The organism is Deinococcus proteolyticus MRP, from assembly GCF_000190555.1.
GTDB classification, from domain to species: Bacteria; Deinococcota; Deinococci; order Deinococcales; family Deinococcaceae; genus Deinococcus; species Deinococcus proteolyticus.
This window is the reverse complement of the sequence record NC_015163.1, coordinates 42,501-60,915: the sequence shown is the minus strand read 5'-3', so window position 1 is coordinate 60,915 and position 18,415 is coordinate 42,501. Positions and strand designations below refer to the sequence as shown.

15 protein-coding genes and 4 pseudogenes (1 of these 19 running past the window's edge) are annotated in these 18,415 nt (G+C 58.2%); 11 read left to right on the top strand and 8 right to left on the bottom strand.

Annotation, left to right across the window (positions count from 1 at the left end; all coding sequences use genetic code 11):
* Positions 1–48 precede the first annotated feature (48 nt).
* The 4 genes and pseudogenes from DEIPR_RS13600 to DEIPR_RS13585 form a co-directional block, all read right to left on the bottom strand.
* Positions 49–1,146 (bottom strand): HAMP domain-containing sensor histidine kinase, encoded by a 1,098-nt coding sequence (locus DEIPR_RS13600; RefSeq protein ID WP_013616039.1) that lies wholly within the window; start codon positions 1,144–1,146, stop codon positions 49–51.
* A 3-nt stretch (positions 1,147–1,149) separates the two neighbouring features.
* Complete coding sequence (locus DEIPR_RS13595) at positions 1,150–1,815, bottom strand: winged helix-turn-helix domain-containing protein (protein WP_013616038.1); 666 nt, start codon at positions 1,813–1,815, stop codon at positions 1,150–1,152.
* A gap of 23 nt (positions 1,816–1,838) precedes the next feature.
* A complete protein-coding gene (locus tag DEIPR_RS13590) occupies positions 1,839–2,513 on the bottom strand; it encodes a DUF305 domain-containing protein (protein WP_013616037.1) in 675 nt (224 codons plus the stop codon).
* A 55-nt stretch (positions 2,514–2,568) separates the two neighbouring features.
* A pseudogene (locus tag DEIPR_RS13585) lies at positions 2,569–3,659 on the bottom strand (IS4 family transposase).
* On the opposite strand from DEIPR_RS13585, the gene DEIPR_RS14080 reads away from it, so the two are divergent.
* Positions 3,620–4,150, top strand: coding sequence for a nucleotidyltransferase family protein (locus tag DEIPR_RS14080; protein ID WP_169310719.1), 531 nt, complete (start codon positions 3,620–3,622; stop codon positions 4,148–4,150). The pseudogene DEIPR_RS13585 and the gene DEIPR_RS14080 sit on opposite strands and share 40 nt — an antisense overlap.
* Here DEIPR_RS14080 and DEIPR_RS14470 read toward each other — a convergent pair.
* A protein-coding gene (locus DEIPR_RS14470; RefSeq protein WP_218921248.1) for an IS630 family transposase occupies positions 4,133–5,141 on the bottom strand; the annotation gives its coding sequence in 2 pieces (ribosomal slippage) (positions 4,133–4,669 and positions 4,671–5,141; 1,008 coding nt in all). The two genes, DEIPR_RS14080 and DEIPR_RS14470, sit on opposite strands and share 18 nt — an antisense overlap.
* Before the next feature lie 41 nt (positions 5,142–5,182).
* Here DEIPR_RS14470 and DEIPR_RS14910 point away from each other — a divergent pair.
* From DEIPR_RS14910 to DEIPR_RS13545, 7 genes are all read left to right on the top strand, one after another.
* Complete coding sequence (locus DEIPR_RS14910) at positions 5,183–5,689, top strand: helix-turn-helix domain-containing protein (RefSeq protein WP_218921247.1); 507 nt, start codon at positions 5,183–5,185, stop codon at positions 5,687–5,689.
* A gap of 603 nt (positions 5,690–6,292) precedes the next feature.
* Positions 6,293–6,532: a hypothetical protein gene (locus DEIPR_RS14295; RefSeq protein WP_169310718.1), complete on the top strand. Its 240-nt coding sequence runs from the start codon at positions 6,293–6,295 to the stop codon at positions 6,530–6,532.
* Entirely contained in the window at positions 6,529–7,944 is a 1,416-nt protein-coding gene (locus tag DEIPR_RS13565) for a DEAD/DEAH box helicase family protein (RefSeq protein WP_013616035.1), read from the top strand. The genes DEIPR_RS14295 and DEIPR_RS13565 overlap by 4 nt, the downstream gene beginning before the upstream one ends.
* Positions 7,931–9,157, top strand: a complete 1,227-nt coding sequence (locus DEIPR_RS13560) for a DUF790 family protein (protein WP_013616034.1) — start codon at positions 7,931–7,933, stop codon at positions 9,155–9,157. Before DEIPR_RS13565 ends, DEIPR_RS13560 begins: the two co-directional genes overlap by 14 nt.
* Positions 9,158–9,354: 197 nt before the next feature.
* Positions 9,355–10,473, top strand: a complete 1,119-nt coding sequence (locus tag DEIPR_RS13555) for a hypothetical protein (protein ID WP_013616033.1) — start codon at positions 9,355–9,357, stop codon at positions 10,471–10,473.
* 531 nt (positions 10,474–11,004) lie between these two features.
* Positions 11,005–11,772, top strand: a complete 768-nt coding sequence (locus DEIPR_RS13550; protein WP_013616032.1) for a ParA family protein — start codon at positions 11,005–11,007, stop codon at positions 11,770–11,772.
* Complete coding sequence (locus DEIPR_RS13545; protein WP_013616031.1) at positions 11,769–12,692, top strand: ParB/RepB/Spo0J family partition protein; 924 nt, start codon at positions 11,769–11,771, stop codon at positions 12,690–12,692. The genes DEIPR_RS13550 and DEIPR_RS13545 overlap by 4 nt, the downstream gene beginning before the upstream one ends.
* Before the next feature lie 66 nt (positions 12,693–12,758).
* Here DEIPR_RS13545 and DEIPR_RS13540 read toward each other — a convergent pair whose 3' ends face one another.
* The 3 genes and pseudogenes from DEIPR_RS13540 to DEIPR_RS13530 form a co-directional block, all read right to left on the bottom strand.
* A complete protein-coding gene (locus tag DEIPR_RS13540; RefSeq protein ID WP_013616030.1) occupies positions 12,759–14,129 on the bottom strand; it encodes a replication initiator protein A in 1,371 nt (456 codons plus the stop codon).
* A 477-nt stretch (positions 14,130–14,606) separates the two neighbouring features.
* Positions 14,607–14,993 (bottom strand): annotated as a pseudogene (locus DEIPR_RS13535) (IS1 family transposase); the annotation flags it as partial.
* A 13-nt stretch (positions 14,994–15,006) separates the two neighbouring features.
* Positions 15,007–15,707, bottom strand: a pseudogene (locus tag DEIPR_RS13530) (IS1 family transposase).
* 70 nt (positions 15,708–15,777) lie between these two features.
* Between DEIPR_RS13530 and DEIPR_RS13525 the strand changes: the two are divergent.
* The 3 genes and pseudogenes from DEIPR_RS13525 to DEIPR_RS13515 form a co-directional block, all read left to right on the top strand.
* The gene (locus tag DEIPR_RS13525; protein WP_041223169.1) at positions 15,778–16,365 is read left to right on the top strand and encodes a DUF305 domain-containing protein; all 588 of its coding nucleotides are present in this window, start codon (positions 15,778–15,780) and stop codon (positions 16,363–16,365) included.
* Positions 16,366–17,008: 643 nt separating this feature from the next.
* Positions 17,009–17,964, top strand: a pseudogene (locus tag DEIPR_RS14905) (IS1595 family transposase).
* A 21-nt stretch (positions 17,965–17,985) separates the two neighbouring features.
* Positions 17,986–18,415, top strand: the 5' portion of a protein-coding gene (locus DEIPR_RS13515) for an IS6 family transposase (RefSeq protein ID WP_013616028.1). It continues 284 nt past the right edge of the window; the window shows 430 of its 714 coding nt (coding positions 1–430); the start codon lies at positions 17,986–17,988; its stop codon lies off the right edge, out of view.

Sequence of the window (18,415 nt, the reverse complement as noted above, 5' to 3'; positions counted from 1 at the left end):
TCCCTCCTGCCTGAACTGTAGAAGGGAAGTATTCAGCTCTTGTAAGGCTCAAGGCTGGGCCAGAGGCAACGTGAAGGCAAAGGTACTGCCTTTCCCTGGAGTGGAGTCCACCTCTATCTCTCCACCCATCGCTTCAACCAGACCTCTGGAGATGGTCAGGCCAACGCCGCTGCCCCCTTCGCCCCGTGAGCGAGCCGGGTCGGCGCGGTAGAAGCGCTCGAAGATACGCGGGAGATGCTCACCAGAAATTCCGGAACCTGTATCGGCTACCATAAAACGGACAGCGCGGCCCTGCGTCTTGGCCGTGACCGTCACCTGGCCTCTAGGTGGAGTGTGGCGCAGGGCATTACTCAGCAGATTGGCTAGAACCTGCAAACTGCGTTCCTTATCCGCCCATAGCAAGGGGAGAGGAGCTACTTCGACCACTAGAGTCACCCCCTTATCTTCGAAGAAGGGCATAAAACGCTCCTGCGCGGCTTCCAGCAATTCCTGTGGCGACATGGTGATGGAATATAATTCCATCTTACCTGCCTCGACCTTGGAAACCAAACTCAAGTCACGCACCAGCCTATCCATGGCTCCCACTTCACGGCTGATGGCTCTAGCGGCGTGTTCTGAAGTCATCACCCCATCCTGCATGGCATCGGCGTACCCTTGCAGGGCGGCCAGGGGCGCACGCAACTCATGGGCCACGTTGCCGATAAGTTCAATGCGTCCCTGCTCCACTTTCTCCAAGGTCCCTGCCATCACATTGAAATTGTGGGCCAGGTCGGATAGTTCATCCTGGCCTGCTTCTGGCAGACGGCTGGCGTAATCCCCCTGCGCGATGGCGCGGCTGCCTTCATCTAGCAGTTGTACACTGCGGCCCATGCGGCGTGACATCAACCAGGCGGCAAATAGGGCCGCGCCGCCCGCCAGCGGTAGTGAAGCTAGCAGGGCGCGGGTCAGCGTGGTGCGTAAGCCCTGTTCAAGGTCAGCCCGTAGCACGGAACCTGCTTCTCCAGGGGTAGCTATCATCTGCGTCATGTGGTCAACATGGTCTCGGTAGAAGGTGGGGGCCAGCCACTCGGCCAGCAAAAAGATGCCGAAAGCAGCGAGCAGAATAACCAGTAGATGTGAAAGCAGCAAACGGGGGAAAAAGCGCATCAGCTATTCTTCCCGGAAGCGGTAGCCGACTCCGCGCACCGTTTCGATGAACTGGGGATTGTCGCTGGTGTCTCCCAGCTTCTTGCGTAGACCTGTGATGTGGACATCTACCACGCGCTCGGTTCCCAGGAAGTCGCTCCCCCAGACACGTTCAAGCAGCCTTTCACGGGTCCACGCCATGCCAGGATGCTGCGCCAGCGCGGTCAAGAGGTCAAATTCCAACTTCGAAAGTTCGAGCGGCAGGCCACTCAGGGAAGCCGTGTGGGAGCGTAAATCTATAGAGAGATCGCCGATACTCACCTCTTCACGGACTCCCACTCGCCTGAGCAGGGCGCGCACACGGGCCATCACCTCGCGGGGGCTGAACGGTTTGACCACGTAGTCGTCCACTCCGAAGTCCAGGCCCCGCAGCTTGTCTTCCTCCTCGCCGCGGGCCGTCAACATTAGAATGGGAAGCTGCATATCGGCGGCCCGCGCTTCACGGACGAGGTCCATGCCCGAAACACCAGGCAGCATCCAGTCAATGATGGCGAGGTCGGCCCGTGGTAGCCCTTCACGGGCTCCAAAGCCGTCACTAGCGCTGAGTACAGTGTGGCCCTCTGCAACGAGGTAAGCCTGCAAAATTTCAAGAATGGCAGGATCATCGTCGACAATCAGGACCTGGGACATGCTTCAGTTTATTTCTGTGGAGGTTACTGGAGCAAATACATCTGAAAGTCATAGATTTCCTGTGCCTGTGCCCGCGTGATGTCACGCGCCAGCGCCAGCACTTCCGGATTCTCAGACTTCAGCAAGGCGATATTGGCCATCATAATGGCGCTGCCGTGGTGCGGAATCATGCCCTTGACGAACGCCGCATCCTTGTCCTTGGCCTGTTGAATTTCACTGACCATGCCCGTCATCATGCCGTCCATCTCTGCCGCCATCCCGATATCAGGGCCACCGTAGGGCTGAAGCATGGTGGTCATTTGACTGATTTCCGTCTTCTGAGCAGCAATGATGCCTTCTGCCCAGGCTTTGACCTGTGCATCCTGAGTCGTTTTCAGAATTTCCTGACTCATCTCCACGGCGGCTTGGTGGTGGGGAATCATCATGCTGAGAAAGGCTCGGTCCAGCTTCTGACCGCTCATGGTTTCTAGGCCGCCCATCATACTCATCATGTCGCCAGCACCCATCTGCTGGCCCATGTGCATTTGCGAGTGGTCCATCATCTGGCCCATAGCGGGCATCTGATTCATAGGGGATTGAGCGTTGACACTGGTCGTTACCGTGGGTTGGCCGCCACCGGCCATCAGGTTAGGGATGGTGGTCATCGCCAGGGCACCAGAAGCAATCGCAGCAGCAGCTAACATTCCAATTCTTTTCATCGTTTCCTCCTGCCCAAAGCTTAAGCAGGAAGTATTCAGCCTTTGTAAAGCGGGCTCAGTACCTGACAGGTTGCTTTTCGGCCCCTCCTGGCGTGGGAAATGGAGTCCTCAAGAGGTCTAGAAAGAGCCTGAATTTCTCTCCGCCCCACCGCAGCGCACGGCTGAGCTCCTCGTACCCGTACCTCGCCCTGCTAACCGCAGGGCGACCATGTTTTTTGACACGTATGGGCCTTGCTGAAGCTCGCCATTCACGCACGCGCAGCATCCAGGTCAAGGCCAAGGTCAACAGACCAAACAAGTTCTCTACTCGCTCTGGTTTGGTCATATGGGTTTGCTCCAGATTCAACCCTTTGGATTTCATGGTAGAGAAGGTGGTTTCGATGGCCCAGCGCTGCCTATAGATGGTAAGCGTGTCCCAGATGGATAAATCTGAGGCGACGATGACCCGCTCTCCCTCTGGGGAGAGCGTAGCCACTACTCGCATCCAGCTCCCCTGAACCCAGACCTTCTCAAACAGGGCACGAGTTTGACTCGGCTTCAATGGCGCAAAGCAGTCACGGGCATACTCACCGTCTACCACCGAATACGAATGCATCTTTTGATCCCGCTACGCCGCAGGAACGTGAACCACTCCTGACCAAGGAACTCCCTATCAGCAATCAGCACCTTCCACCTTCGTGCTGGTAGACGTTTCAGTAGTTGACCGACCAACATCATGCGTGCTCTGGATTCACTGTTGCCACCGTGCTTCAGTTCTTTCCAGGCAAGTGGCAGAGTGACATTGCCCAGCACCACGCCGATGACCAACAAATTGATGTGAGACTGACCGTGCTTCCAGTTGGTGCGGTCCATGATCAGGGTCAGTTTTCCTTCAGGCAGCAGTGGAAGCAGGACATCTTGGATGTCCTGCTGGGTCAGGCCTGCACCATGCAGTACACGAGCCACCATACGCGTGATGGACGGTGTCGTCGCAGCACGGTCAATATGGAGCGCGATTTTGCGGTGGAGGGTAGATTCTGCCTGCAAGATGCCGAACAGGACTTCTGCAACGCAGCGCAGACGATCTACTCGGTGGTGTGGGAGACGCTCTTTCAGGTAGGTCACGAATGTGTCAACATTCGTCAGGGCGGCTTTCGTTGAGTTCACACTTCCATAAGCCGCCCTGCTTCATATTTTTCTGCGACCTAGACAACGTTTCATTCAACCTGTCAGGTACTGAGAGCGATGTGGATGTTTGCGTGGTCATGACAGATGTTTTCTGGGGCGACTTTACCGAGGCTCCAGGAGAGAACTTGGAAAGCTATGGGTTCTTGCCTAGCAACCGGATGTATGAAGATGACCGTGAGTTGGTGCGGCGGGCGCTCGTACAGAAGTTTGGGTCAAGCGGATTCACTTCGGGCAAAAAAGCCTTCGATGTACATGGTGTGGCTGGATCGCGTGTTGATGCCGATGTGGTACCTGCATGGCTTTTCCGCTCATTCCACGGTCGGGGTATCTATGGGCAGCCCATCGCGAGAGAGGGAATCGCTTTCTGGACTACCGATGGCAAGCAAGTCATCAATGTTCCCGAGCAGCACATCATCATGGGCAGGCAAAAAACAACGCAACCAACCACCGCTTTATTGATAACGGCGTAGATTTGAGTTCATAAGATGGAGGGGCAGTTGAACATAGCGAACTCGTTGCCAAGCTCGATGTAGCTTTTCTTTGAGGGCTGAGACTGAATGAGCACAGAAATTGCCCAGCACATTTCGCTTGACGTACGCCCACACCAGTTCGATGGGATTCAGTTCTGGTGCGTAGGGTGGGAGGAAGACCAGGGAGAGGCGTTCGTGGCTTGCCACGAACGCCTGAGTCGATTTTGCGTGATGCGTTCTCGCGTTATCCAGCACCACGACGACGTTCCCCTGAACCTGGCGCAGCAGATGCTGAAAGAACCGGGTGACGTCCGCACTGCGAATCGCCCCGGATTTGGTGTGCTGGAAGAAGCGTCCGTCCGAGGTGATAGCGCCTATCGTGGAGAGCTTCTCCCAGTTCGCTCTGAGCCCCACCAGGGGCGTAACGCCCCTGGATGACCACGTTCGCCTTCGCACGCCTTTCAGCGAGAAGCCGACCTCATCCAGATAGATGACGGTGGCTCCCTCAGCGACCTTTTTTTTCCAACTCCGGCAGCACCTGTTCCTGCCAGGACGCGATCCGGAGTTCATTTCGCTCAGCTGCTCGACCATCTGGCATCTGAGGTGTGAAGCCAAGCTTTCGCAGGATTTTGCGGACGTGGTCATGGTGGTACCACACCTCGAAGTGCCGTCCAATCAGCTCTGCCACGCGTTTTGTCGTCCAAGTTTCATCAGGGAACCCGTGCTGCATAGCACCCTCCCGCAGGAGGGTGCGGAGCTGTTCATGCTGAGCAGGAGTGAGGCGGGAAGAAGCCCCACGAGCAACTGTCGCCTGTAAGCTACCGTTCTGCTTCAGCCTGGCTTTCCAGGTGTAGACCGTATGGACCGACACCCCAAAGTGGTCTGCTATTTCCTGGTTTTTGTGTTCACCACGCTTGATCCACTCCAGAGCAGCTAAGCGGCGTTCCTCAAGCTGCGCACGGGAGAAGTGGCTTGGCTGCCATCCGGACATATACGAAGTGTAGCAACTCAGACCTCCACCGTTATCAATAGTTGCTTGAAGTCAAGGAACACATTGCTCTGGCTATCCTGAGCGGGGAACACACCGCCGCAGAAGCTGCTCGTGAATACGAGGTCAGCGCGAGCTTGATTCGTACCTGGCGCGCGCAGTTCCTGGAAGCGGGCCGTGCTCACCTCCAAGGAGCCAAGCCAGATGCGGCCCAGAAGAAGTCAGGGAGGTCAAGCAGCTTAAGGCTATTATTTCGGACAAGGAATAGTCGCTTTAGCTCCCAAGAAAATCCGGGCTCTCGGAGCGTAGATGGACTCCTGTCGTGCTGCCAGGAGTTGCCCAGAGACCACCCGAAACTCAGCCTCAGCAAATTTGCCGGCGAGGTTGGGCGTCCATACTGCGTCCTACGCGGTGCCCGGCAGAAGGCGCTATGTTCTGTACAGTGCACTGAGCAATGCCAGCACATCCTGGAAGCGGTGAGATTCAAGGCCTTGGAAGAGCTACTCAGCAACTACCGTCCGGTTTGTCAGGCCCTGCAACAGGATGCTTAGCAGCCTCCTCCTGGCCTACATACCGTCCGTCGCTGTATGGCGGAGTTGAAGGTGCTTCTGATCCAGGCGCCTGCGCTTACCGACCATATCGATGTTCTACCGTATCTGCTGCTGGGTTTCTTCTTCCGAGCGTTCGAGCCCTCATTCCGGCCAAGTGGGTGCCGGCGTAGACGCGCTGGTCTTCCTCTGTGGACTGCACAGAATGCTGGTCAGCAGGCTCCCCTTACTACGAACCGCATACCCGCCCGTGACCATCTGGCCGAGCAACCCACAGGCCTGTACGTTCTCGCTTTTGCTTACTCCGTGAGAAGTGCTCTGGCAGCCGCTTCTGCTCCGCTCCACTTGGTCAGGAGTGCCAGGAATGGACTGGGGCGGGCAGGCAATTTTACCTGGCTGGCAAAGTGGTACTCCACCGTGCATTTTGTGCCCCGGCCAATGAAGTGTACGGCGCTGAGGTATCCCTTCTCGACCAGTTCCTGGTGGGTCGTCTCAAGGTCGCGCTGGATTTTGGTAGGGGGTTTGTTCTCCGGAGCAGCTGACCTAAAGGATCGGGAGGCCCCACACCTATCTGGATCCCAGCACCGAAACACTACACTGAACTCTGTGGCAATGAGTGACCAGAAGGAAAGATTGTCTCTAAGCGGCAATCCTGAGCCTGAAGTCGTGGACATCCTCTGGATGGATGACCGACATGTCCATGTCCTGTGCTCTGATGGCGATGAAGTCACCTGGCCCATCGGGGTCATGGTCGAACATCTCCAGGGCGTTCAACGCCTGCAAATCCGTGTCATAGACGGCGACCTGGATCTCGTTCCGCTCTACACAGAGGTTGTTTGCGCTTGAACAAGCCAGTGTTACGCCTGGATAGAGGCACTTTGGTCATGCAGGAGCCACCGGAAGTGGTGGGAGACCACTTCACCTGGGACCAGCGCAGCCAGTCCTACCGTGCCAGAGGAATGGACTACCGCGATATAGCCCTGGGGTTGCGGGAAGCGGGCATCGCGTTCGAAGACCGCGCCAAGGCCTTCGGAGAGCTGAACCTCACCTACACCCGCGAAATCACGCCGTATCCACACCAGGCAGCCGCCCTGACCGCCTGGAAACAGGCGGGCCGCCGTGGAGTGGTCGTCCTCCCCACCGGAGCCGGAAAGACCCTGGTCGCACAGCTGGCGCTGAAAGACACGCCCCGCAGTGCCCTGATTTGCGTTCCTACCCTGGACCTGTTGCAGCAGTGGTACAGCGGCCTGCTGGCCGCTTTCCCGGATACGAATATCGGGCTACTCGGGGGCGGCAGCCATGACGAGTCTCCCCTGCTGGTCTCTACCTACGACTCTGCCGCCATCTACGCCGAGGAACTCGCCGGGCGGTACGCCACCCTGATTTTCGACGAGGTGCATCACCTACCGAGCGACTTCCACCGCTCGGTCGCGGAGATGTGCATCGCCCCCTACCGCCTGGGGTTGACTGCCACGCCCAAGCGCAGCGATGGACGGGAAGCAGACCTGGGCCGTCTGGTCGGGCCGGTGGTGTACAGCGTCTCCCCTGACGAACTTTCCGGCGACACCCTCGCGGATTACCGTGAGGTCATCATCCGGGTCAAGCTCAGCCCTACCGAGCAGCAGCGCTACGACGAATGCATGGCTCTGCGCAACGAGTACCTGCGGATGACCGGCATCCGCATCGGGTCCATCGAAGGCTGGCAGCAGTTCATCCGCTCCAGCGGCACGCTGGAGGGTCGACGCGCTTTCCTGGCTCACCGTGAAGCCAAGAGCATCGCTTACGGCACCGAAGGCAAGCTGCGGGTCCTGGAAGAGATCTTGGCCCAGCATCCAAGTGAGCGCACCATCATCTTCACCAACGACAACGCGACCGTCTACCGCATCAGCCGCGAGTTCCTGATTCCGTCCATCACCCATCAGACCCCCACCAAGGAGCGGCACACCCTGCTGGAACGGTTCAGGGCAGGCGAGTATCGCCTGCTGGTGACCAGCCGGGTGCTCAATGAAGGAGTCGATGTCCCGGAAGCGAGTGTCGCGGTCGTGCTTTCCGGAACGTCCACCGAACGCGAACACATCCAGCGGCTGGGCCGCATCCTGCGCAGGGCACAGGGAAAAAAGGCGGTGCTGTATGAGGTCATCACGGAAGGCACCACCGAAGAACGGATCAGTCAGCAGCGACGGGGGCAGTGGCAGCCTGCCGGTGAAGCGGGTCCAGATATCGGACCCATCTGGGAGACGTTGAATGCTCCCGACTGAACTGCTGTCTTTCGGAGTCAAGGGCGGCGTGGTAACGCCACGCCGGCTCAAGCCGACCGAGGGGAATCTGCAGCTGGCGGAAACCCTGACGGGCACCTTCGAGGAGCACCTCGGTCGTCCACGTTTCGAGCTGGACGAAGCGCTGGCCGAGATTGAACGGGGCCGCCGTGACTTCAAAGTGATTCGGGGACTGGCCCACCTGCTGACGCAGCAGTCCACCTTCGAGGCGGCGGGTGGAGTCCCACCGGAGCGGGTCCGTGAGAAGGTCTTCGCCCTGGCGCAGGAAGGGATTCCCAGCCGCCGGCGGACGGCGCAGGTGCTCGAAACGGCCAGACGGGAACTGGGGATCAACGATTCCCAAAACCTGAGCCATTTGCTGTACGCCGACCTGCCCGACCAGCAGACCATGACCCAAGCGCCGCAGCTCTCCCCTACCGAACTGATTCAGCGCTACGACCTGGCGAACGCTCAGGGGATGCTGTACCGTGCCTACTCGTTGGTGATTACCGCCCGGCGCAACCAGCCCGCCCGCTACAAGCAGCTGCTGCAATACACCAAGTTCTTCGGTCTGATGCTGACGGTGGAGGGTGACCCGAAATTCGGGTTTACCCTCACGATGGACGGGCCCAGCAGTCTGCTGGGCAGCACCACCCGCTACGGTCTGGCAATGGCCAAGTTCCTGCCGGCCCTGCTGCATGTGACCAAATGGGACCTGACCGCTGAAATCAAGGCCCGCAAAGACCTTGCCTGGGTGGACCCCAAAGACGACGTCTGGACCTTTGAACTCACCAGTGAAGATGGGTACGTCAGTCACTACAGGGAACCGGAAGAGCACGACAGTGCTCTGGAAGCGGGCTTCGCCGAGCGCTTCAGCAGGCTGGACACCGAATGGACTCTGGAACGTGAAGTGGACCTGGTGCCCGTTCCTGGTGGAGTCATCCTGCCCGATTTCCGCCTGGAGCATCCGGATGGCCGCAGTGTGCTGGTGGAAATCGTGGGGTACTGGAGACCGGAGTACCTGCGAAAGAAGTTCGAACTGCTCCGCAAGTCGGGCCGTGACGACGTTATCGTCTGTGTCTCGGAACGCCTCAACCTCGACAAGGCGGGAGTCAAACATTCGGATTTCAGGGGCCGCACCGTCTGGTTCAAAGGCGTGCTGAAACCGCAGGACGTCCTGGCTCTGGCGGAAGCTGGGGTGGCTAAAGAGGCCTAAGCAAAGCGCTTCTCCGCACAGCGACGCTCCGTATGCAGCAAGCCGCCAATGGTCGGAGATTCCTATACGGCGACACTGGTGTCGCCATTTGATTGGGGGCTGCATCCTACCTGATAAGCGGCCGAGATTCACAGCTCCCCAGGACGTACCCTCCCCCGTAGTCAATCGCCGCCCAGATGCTGGATGATGAGGCAACCATGCCGCTGCTGTTTGTCCACGGAGTCGCCATTCGTCAGGAAGACGCGCCTGAATTCAAAACCCTGCACAGCCTGACAAGCGGGGTCGACTGGACGGCTATTTCGGCCCTGCTGCGCGAGTATGTCGCGCCTGTCATGCGCCCAGATGCGCCGCAGGACGTGAGTCTGGAGTGGCTCTACTGGGGCGACCTGGGAGCCACCTACCGTGGTGGCGGGCGCTTTCGGGGGACCTTCGAACCTGAATCACCGCCCGTGCCGCATCCGCTGGAAGCCTCGGCTCAGGCACAAGCGCAGTGGCTGGAAGACCGCCTGCTGCCCCAAACGCCCGCCGCACTGTGGCCCGCGACCATAGAAGCCGCCGCCCTGACGGCGGAGGACCAGACAGTGCGGCTTCTGGCTGCTGAACTTTCCGAACCGGCGCGCAGTGAAGTGCTGCTGGCCGCTGTAGAAGCCCGCCGTCAGAATCACACTACACTGCGCTCAACTCCACAACTTTCGGCTCTGCTGCTGCGCTGGGAAGAACGGCGGCGGGGACGTCTGCAACAGGCTTTCCGGGGAGTACGCCGCCCACTCGAAGACTTCGGACCGATTTTCCTGGGCGACGCGCTGACCTACTTCACCTTGCGTGGCACCCCTGAGCAGCCTGGACCAGTCCTGGAGCGGGTACTGGCTGCGCTCCAGCAAGCAGACGCTACCGCCAAACGCAGTGGCGAACCCCTGGTGGTGCTGAGCCACAGTCTGGGTGGGCAACTGGTCTACGACGTGCTGAGCAGCGTGGTGCCTGCGCGGCCCGACCTGGCGGACTTGCGGGTGGACCTGTGGTGTGCGGTGGGCAGCCAGCTTGGGCTGTTCAAAGAACTGGGCCTAATGTTGGAAGACCACTTTCCCGCAAGCACAAATCATGCAGATGCCTCGCCCCTGCTAAACCATTTGGGCTACCTGTGGAATGTCTGGAGTTATGGTGACCTGCTCAGCTTTCGCGCTGAGGGCAGCATTCCCTCCGCCCACGACGCGCCCTTTCCACTGGGTGGGCAAGTTCAGGACGAACACCTGGCCTACTTTCACCAGCCGCACTTCTACGCGGCTCTGGCGGCCAAACTGCGCAGTCTTACGAGATGACGGGGCTTATGGGATGCATCACCCTCAACCAGCCGGCCAAGCGGTATGGCTGGGGCCGTTCGTCCAGACCGAGTAGGTCATGTGTGTTTCCAGCACATCAACGCCTTCTCAGAGCTTTGCCCAGTTCGAGAGGCCTTATCCACCAGCCCCAGGCCGAAGACATTGTCCAGATGGATGAGCGGCTGAGGTTCATCACAACCTCGACAGGGTCTTGACCGTGCAGATAAGCGCTTTACGGGACCAGCTTGAATCACATATCGGCCGTCTTGCCTCTTCGGTACTTGCCGGCTTGGGAACCTTTACGGGCGACGATCTCGGGCCGCAAGCGACAAACTGCCAAACGGGCACGTTGACTGCGACCATTCTACAAATGGTATTAAGTTTCTGTGGGGCGACACCAGTGTCGCCAGATTTCGAGCACAGAGATATCCGCCAGATAACTCAAGGCGGCGTTCAAGAACTAGAGATTCCTCTACGGCGACACCAGTGTCGCCGGTTGCAGATGAACGCCAGAACACACAGAATGTTCTTATGACCCAACAGGCAAGGACCCAAGTCATCATGACGTTTATTCACGCAGGTGGCGCGGGGAAGACGACCACCACCCGTGATATCGGCGCAGAGCTGGCGCGGCGCGGCTACCGGATTCTGCTGGTAGATCTGGACCCGCAGGCAAATCTCACCTACTGGCTCGGTGTCGTGGGCCTGCCGGTAGAGCAGACCATCGTGCCGGTCCTCCGCGACGGTGCGCCGCTGCCTACACCACAGCACGCCTTCGGGATGGATATCATTCCCAGCCATCTGGACCTCGCACAGGTAGACGTTCTGCTGGCCGCCCTCCACAACCCGGAAGGTCGTCTGAAAAAGGCCATCGACAAGGTGAGGGCCTCCGGAGACTACGACTTTATTCTGCTGGACGCGCCGCCAAGCCTGGGTAAATTGACCGCCAACGGAGCCAACGCTGCCGACTGGCTGATCGTGCCTCTTCCAGCCAGCCGAAAAGGGTTGGACGCCATTGCCGGAGTGCGCGAAGCCATCGAACGCTACTCGGATACCAACGAGAATCTGGAAGTGGCGATGTACCTGGTGACCCAGGCCACCCATAACAACACCAGCAGGGACGTGCAGGACGCCTACAGTCAGCTGATAGGGGAACAGCTCGCGGGACCCATTATCCACCGTCCAGCCATCTACGGTGATGCCCAGGTAGAAAGCCGTCCTATCGAGCCAAAGCAAAAAGAGGCACACGCTGAAATTGCTGCAGCGGTAGATGCGCTTCTCAGCCGGGTGCAAGCATGAGTGCCCGTAAGCCGAGCAGTCAACTGGCCGCCATCGTCGCCGCGGCGCAGAGTAATGTCGAGGGCATTCGTCAGAACGAGGGAGAGCGGCGCGCCGCCCGTCAACTGCCTATCGGTCAAATCTCGCCAAGTCCCTATCAGGCCAGGAGGGATTTCTCGAATCTCGCTTCACTGGTAGAAGACATCCGTGAGCACGGTGTGCTGCAGCCGATCCTGGTGCGTCCGCTCGGAGAAGACCGCTTCGAACTGATAGCAGGGGAGAGGCGCTGGCGTGCCAGTCAGGAGGCGGGGCTGACCAAAATACCGGCGGTCGTCCGCGAGTTCACTGACCGCGAAGCTCTGCTGGTGGGCCTGGCCGAGAACCTGCAGCGTGAAGACCTGAACGCCTACGAGATTGCCCGTGCCGTTATCGAGTTGGCCGCCGCCGAGCTGGAACAGCCTGCCGATAAGGTCAGGAAGGCCCTTTCCAGCAAGCGTCCTGAAGAAGAGGTACTCCGGGCGATGGACGCAGCGCTGGGCCTCCTCAACAAGGATATGACGCTAAGAACCTACCAGCGGCACTACCTTCCTCTGCTGCGTTTGGACCCCCACTTGATAGAAGCCATCGAGCACGGAGCCTCCTACGCAGCCGTACTGCTCATCAGAGGTGTTGAAAAGCGTCAGCAGCAGCAGTGGCTCCCTAAGCTGGTGTCCGGTGAATGGAGCCGCAGCGACCTGGAGGAGGCGCTGCGCAAGCACCGAAGTGCCGCGAAAGCCAAGCCGGTGCCCCATGAGGAATATGACTGGGGAAGCAAGGCGCAGGAAGTGCAGCAAGGGCTTACAGAAGAACGGTTACGCCAATTGGACGGTCGCCAGCAGAGAAAGGCTCGCCGTCTGCTGGAGCAGTTGGCCGAACTGCTTGGTGAGAGCACAGTCCGTTGACGGTGCCGTCGGCTCACGATCACACAGAGTCGTCTTAGTGTTTCCGGACGGTTAGGGTTCAGCGATTCAGTGGCGAAGTTCCAGTTTCTCTCGCAGAGCCTCTAGGAATTCGGCCTTTTTCATCCGTGCGACGGCTGCCATGGCGTCTTCCAGCACCGCCGCCGGCGAAAGCCGGCCGTCCAGAAATGCCTGGCGGAGCTGGTCGAGCAGGAGAGGGGAGAGGTCCTGCCTGAAGTGGAAGCCGAGTCTGGAGATGCCACGCTCGGCGGCCTCCTCCACACTCAGCTTGGCGAACTCCTGGGCCACTGAAGGGGGTTCGAGAAGCGGCTCGGGGTTCCTGGCCGCTTTTGCCTTCGCAGGGGCCTTCTCGGCCTTCTCAGGAGCTTGTAGGGGGTAAGGATACTCGTCGGGATGCTGGATCAGATGCATCAGCGCTGCCGCACGGCTCTTCTTGACGACCAGCACCCCTGTCCTGACCAACCAGTCGAACCGGTCCATATGGGCGTGGAGGGCCGCACTGCCCAATTCGTTGCTCAGCCGCCTGGCGACCCCGTCGGCGATGCCGTAACCTTGCAGCCTCTGCAGGAGTGCCGGATTGACCTGGATGAAATTCTCGTTGAACTCGTACCGGATTCGCTGCTGCTTCCCGCGGCCGGAAATGGTGACCGAGCGCAGATACCCTCGCTCGACCAGTTCCTCATGTGGACCGCTGAGTGCGCGGCGCACGTTCCCAGGAACGGAGTTGGGAATCCGGCACTGCTCGGCCCAGGCCAGCAGTCCGACCTCATACTGGTCACGGTACTGCTCCAGATTCTCCGGGTCATACCGGGCACCGTCGAGAATGCGGTACAGCACCCGCGTTCTGGGCCTGGACAGCGAGAGCATAAACTCAGAATCCAGTGGTTTGACGTAACCGCCCCGCAGACTCTCGATAAGCGCGTCCGCCAGCCGGCCCTTGATGACGGTCCGTTCGTCAAACTGACCTGAGCCGGCCGTCGTGAACTGCAGGGATTCGATGAAATGAAACTTGGCATGGGTCCAGCGCCCGCGTGGATGGTCACGCCAGCCGCCGCTGACCGTATACGAGGAGGTATGCAGGCGCTCAAGAGAGGTCTTGAGCGTCGCATGGTAGTGACCCGTATTGTGCCAGCCGCAGAGCCTCAGCAGTGCCGTGGCACTGATGGTGAACCGGCCGTCCTCCGGCATGCCGCTATCCATGAAGAGGTTGATGAGGGCTGCACTGACGTCGTTGTCGAGGCCATGCGGTACGGAGTACTTGGGCAGGGCTTCGCAGCGAATCTGAACGACACGGCCACCATGCTCATAGCTGACTTCCCACTCGCTGTTCTCCGCCTTGTCTACCGCTGAGATGAGATTGAGCTGCGAAAGATTGAGCTCGTCGATCTGGGTGGCAGCAGTCTTCTCGTTCAGGGGCATGGACGGGGTCTCCTTGATTGATGATTCTACTTCTTTGAAGAAAGATTATTTGATTTAAAAGATTGATGTCATCATCAAGCAGCCGAAGCTAGACACGTTCCAGACGGCATTCCAGCTGTTTTTCGCTCAACTATGTCGTCGTAATCGCTCGACTATGTCGTCGGTGGAGGGGCCAAATCGTTCAACTATGTCGTAGCCTTACCCCCGAATCGCTCAACTATGTCGTGGCCAATCGCTCAACTATGTCGTCGAGAATCGCTCAACTATGTCGTGGCCCTACCCCCGAATCGCTCAACTATGTCGTCGGCAGAGAAAGCACAATCGCTCAACTATGTCGTCGATAAATCGGCCGAATCGCTCAACTATGTCGTCGGTGGAGGGGCCAAATCGCTCAACTATGTCGTCGGGTGTTCATCTGCCAACCTTCAGCAGCGACAGCTGGCGTATATCGGGTACCCCTTTTCGGTAGTGGCTGCATCAACGTGACAAGTTGTATCGGTGGAAGGCCAGAGTCAGGCTGGCTTCGAGCATTTCGTCCGTCTTCGAGAAAGACAACGACTTACGAACAAGCCGACCCAGCCGCTGTCTCAGCGTGCAGTTCAATCGTTCGACATGATTCGTTTCTCCCTTCCGGGTTAGCCGCTTTACCCCCAAGAGCGGTTCATCGTAGGCTCGCCACAGATCGGTGCAAAACGTCCCTTTCAGTCGCTGCTCAAGGGACAATGGTAAGCGTTCCCAGAGCTTGAACGCTGTTTGCTCACTGCGGTCACCCAATACCCAGGCCAGCACCCTGCGGGTGCTGCGCTCCAGGGCAATCCAGATCCACCTCGTCTGTTTTTTCTTGGCAACGAAGGTCCACATTTCGGTAGTGGCTGCATCAACGTGACAAGTTGTATCGGTGGAAGGCCAGAGTCAGGCTGGCTTCGAGCATTTCGTCCGTCTTCGAGAAAGACAACGACTTACGAACAAGCCGACCCAGCCGCTGTCTCAGCGTGCAGTTCAATCGTTCGACATGATTCGTTTCTCCCTTCCGGGTTAGCCGCTTTACCCCCAAGAGCGGTTCATCGTAGGCTCGCCACAGATCGGTGCAAAACGTCCCTTTCAGTCGCTGCTCAAGGGACAATGGTAAGCGTTCCCAGAGCTTGAACGCTGTTTGCTCACTGCGGTCACCCAATACCCAGGCCAGCACCCTGCGGGTGCTGCGCTCCAGGGCAATCCAGATCCACCTCGTCTGTTTTTCTTGGCAACGAAGGTCCACATTTCATCCAGCTCAATGACCACTTCTTCTGGAGGTGTCATGCAGACTGTACCAGTCTGCATCACTTCACGGGCCCCTTTTTTATCCACCGGATCACGGTGTTGCGGTGAACACCAAAGACGCGCTGTACTCCTCTCAGACTCATCCGCTCGTGGACAGCATCAAGAATTTGTTGCCGGGTCGCTTCACTGTGCGCTATAGGGCGGGCCTCCGGGTGGAAACGACGGCCACAACCCTTACATAAGTAGGTCTGGGTGCCATTTTTTGGCCTTCCCATTTTTGACAGTGTGTGTGCTTTGACAGGCTGGGCACTCCGGCATCCTGTCAGTAGATCACGTTGGTACAGCCACTACCCGAAACAGAAACTTAACATGAACCCATTACGGTGGAGTGGTGAAACCAAAAAAGACCATCCTCCTTACCGCAACTGCCGTTCTGCTCGCGTTTCCGCTGGCACAAGCTCAGGGCATGAATCATAGCAGCATGCACATGTCCGACATGTCGTCAATGGATCTCAGCGGCATGAAAAAACTCCAGGGCAAGGCTTTTGACCGCGCATTCATGAGCGCCATGATTCCGCACCACCAGGCTGCTGTGGACATGGCAAAGGCCGTTCTACCTGTCTCCAAAGACGCCACGGTAAAAACCTGGGCCAATGCCGTAATCAAGGATCAGAACCGCGAAATCAACCAGATGAGCGCCTGGCTGAAAGCCAACGGCGGCACCGACGCTAACATGGCGAAAATGATGTCAGGCAGCATGCAGGGCATGGCGAGCATGGTGAAGTCCTCGAAAACACCCGATGTGGCTTTCGTGCAGGGCATGATCCCGCACCACGCCTCAGCGGTGGACATGGCGAACCTGGCCTTGCAGCAGGGCAGTGACCAGACGGTGCTGAAGCTGGCCCGTGACATCGTTAAGGCCCAGGCACAGGAAATGTACGATTACCGCCAGTGGCTGAAAAAACGCGGCCTGTAAACAGAAAAGCTAATCCCGTGCGAAGCCGTCTGGTCGCACGGGATTAGCTTTTCTCTGTCTGACTGAATCCCTGGGACACCGATCTTCTCTAGTCCTATGTTCAACCGCTTGTAGTTCAACCCGCCTTGATCCACATGGCTGGCACACTAATGCTGAACGCTTAGGCAATCTATAAGCCGTCTGAGTCGAACTAAATCTGCCTGAGGGAACCGCCGTTGACGCAAAGGCCACGTTGACAGCCAGCGACAGAGATCAATCGCGGGTACATGTCCAAGCTGATGTGCCTGCTCCACTAGCCAAACTGGACTGTAGCAGCGGACACCCTCCTCGGCTGCCACTGAACGAAACTGGATATCGCCACTGAGGAGAATCCTGCCACTGTTACGGGCATGAATAAGGCATTGCCTGTCTTGCAAGCTCAGGATGGTGTTCGGATAAGCATCCGCTTCTTCCATCAGGGCGCGTTCCACTTGGACGGTAATGATCCCTGCCGCCGCAATTTCAGTTACTAGAGTGGGTTGGTTCGCGTGATGGCATTCCAGAAGAACAGTAGAGAGGACTTCCATCTGCCCTAGGAGCGACAATAAGCGTAGGCTCATCACGGATTCCGGGGAGCTGAAGAGCCTTCAGTAAAATAGAGGCTGTGTTGAACCTGATTCGTCTTCTAGACGACGAAAAGTGCTTCTCCGTGGTTCGCGAGCTGAGATGGCCGAATGGCGTGCAGTGCCCACACTGTGCCAATCCGTACGTCACCAAGCAAGGCCGCGATGACACTCAGCGGTGCAGACAGCGGTATCGCTGTCTGCACTGCCAGCGCAAGTTTGATGACCTGACGGGAACCGTGTTCGCAGGCCATCATCAACCCTTGCGTCAGTGGGTCGGGTGCTTGTACCTGATGGGCTTGAATCTCAGTAACCGCCAGATTGCTCAAGAACTGGGATTGAACGAAAACGACGTGCAGGACATGACTCGTACACTCAGACAGGGTGTGGTCGAACGCAGCGACACGCCCCAACTCTCCGGAACGGTCGAAATCGACGAGGTGTACATCGTCGCTGGACACAAGGGCCAGTCTCAGCTCGTTAAAAAAACGGCCGAGCTGCTCGTAGACGACGCCTGAAAGGGAGACGAGGACGCGGCACAGCCGCCTCCGATAAACCGCCTGTACTGGGCATGATAGAGCGCGGTGGGAAACTCGTTCTGCACCTATGTGACAACGTTCAGCAACGCACCATACAACCCCTTATCACCGCTGCTATCACCGCATCTACTGTGGTCAACACCGATGAATACGCGATCTATAACCGATTGACGGAGTGGGGTTATGGACACGTCACCGTGATTCACGGTGACGGTGAGTATGCTCGCGACGACGATGGGGACGGCATTAACGAGGTTCATGTCAACACCATTGAAGGTGTGTGGAGCTTACTCCGCTCATGGCTGCGTCCACACCGGGGTATCTCGCAACGGTGGCTCCCGCTCTATCTCGGGTTCTTCCAGGCCATGCACAATCTGCGCCGACGCGGTCAGTCTCTTCTTGGCCCACTCCTGTCTCTCTTGCTCACCTCAGCTCCCCGGAAGGTTCTGTCAGGTTAAATTCGGATAGGCTGGTCTGCTGTGCCTGCTGACCCTAAGCCTTACCGCCATCGTTTTCCCAAGAGCATCATTCAGCACGCGGTCTGGCTCTACCACCGCTTTACCTTGAGCTACCGAGATATCGAAGAATTGCTTTTCCAGCGAGGTATTCAAGTCAGCCACGAAACGATCCGTGACTGGTGTGACAAATTCGGCCCCAACCTTACCAAGGAACTGAAGAAACGGGAACCACAGCGTGGTTCCCGTTGGCACCTAGACGAGGTGTGCGTGAAAATCAAGGGTGTAAAGCAATGGTTATGGCGTGCAGTCGATGAGCACGGCGCTGTGCTGGACGTTCTTCTGCAAGAACATCGTGATACGGAGGCGGCGAAGACGTTCTTTGCCACGCTTCTGATCACGAATGAGGTTCCAACCGCGATCCATACGGATAAACTTGGTAGCTACAGTGCAG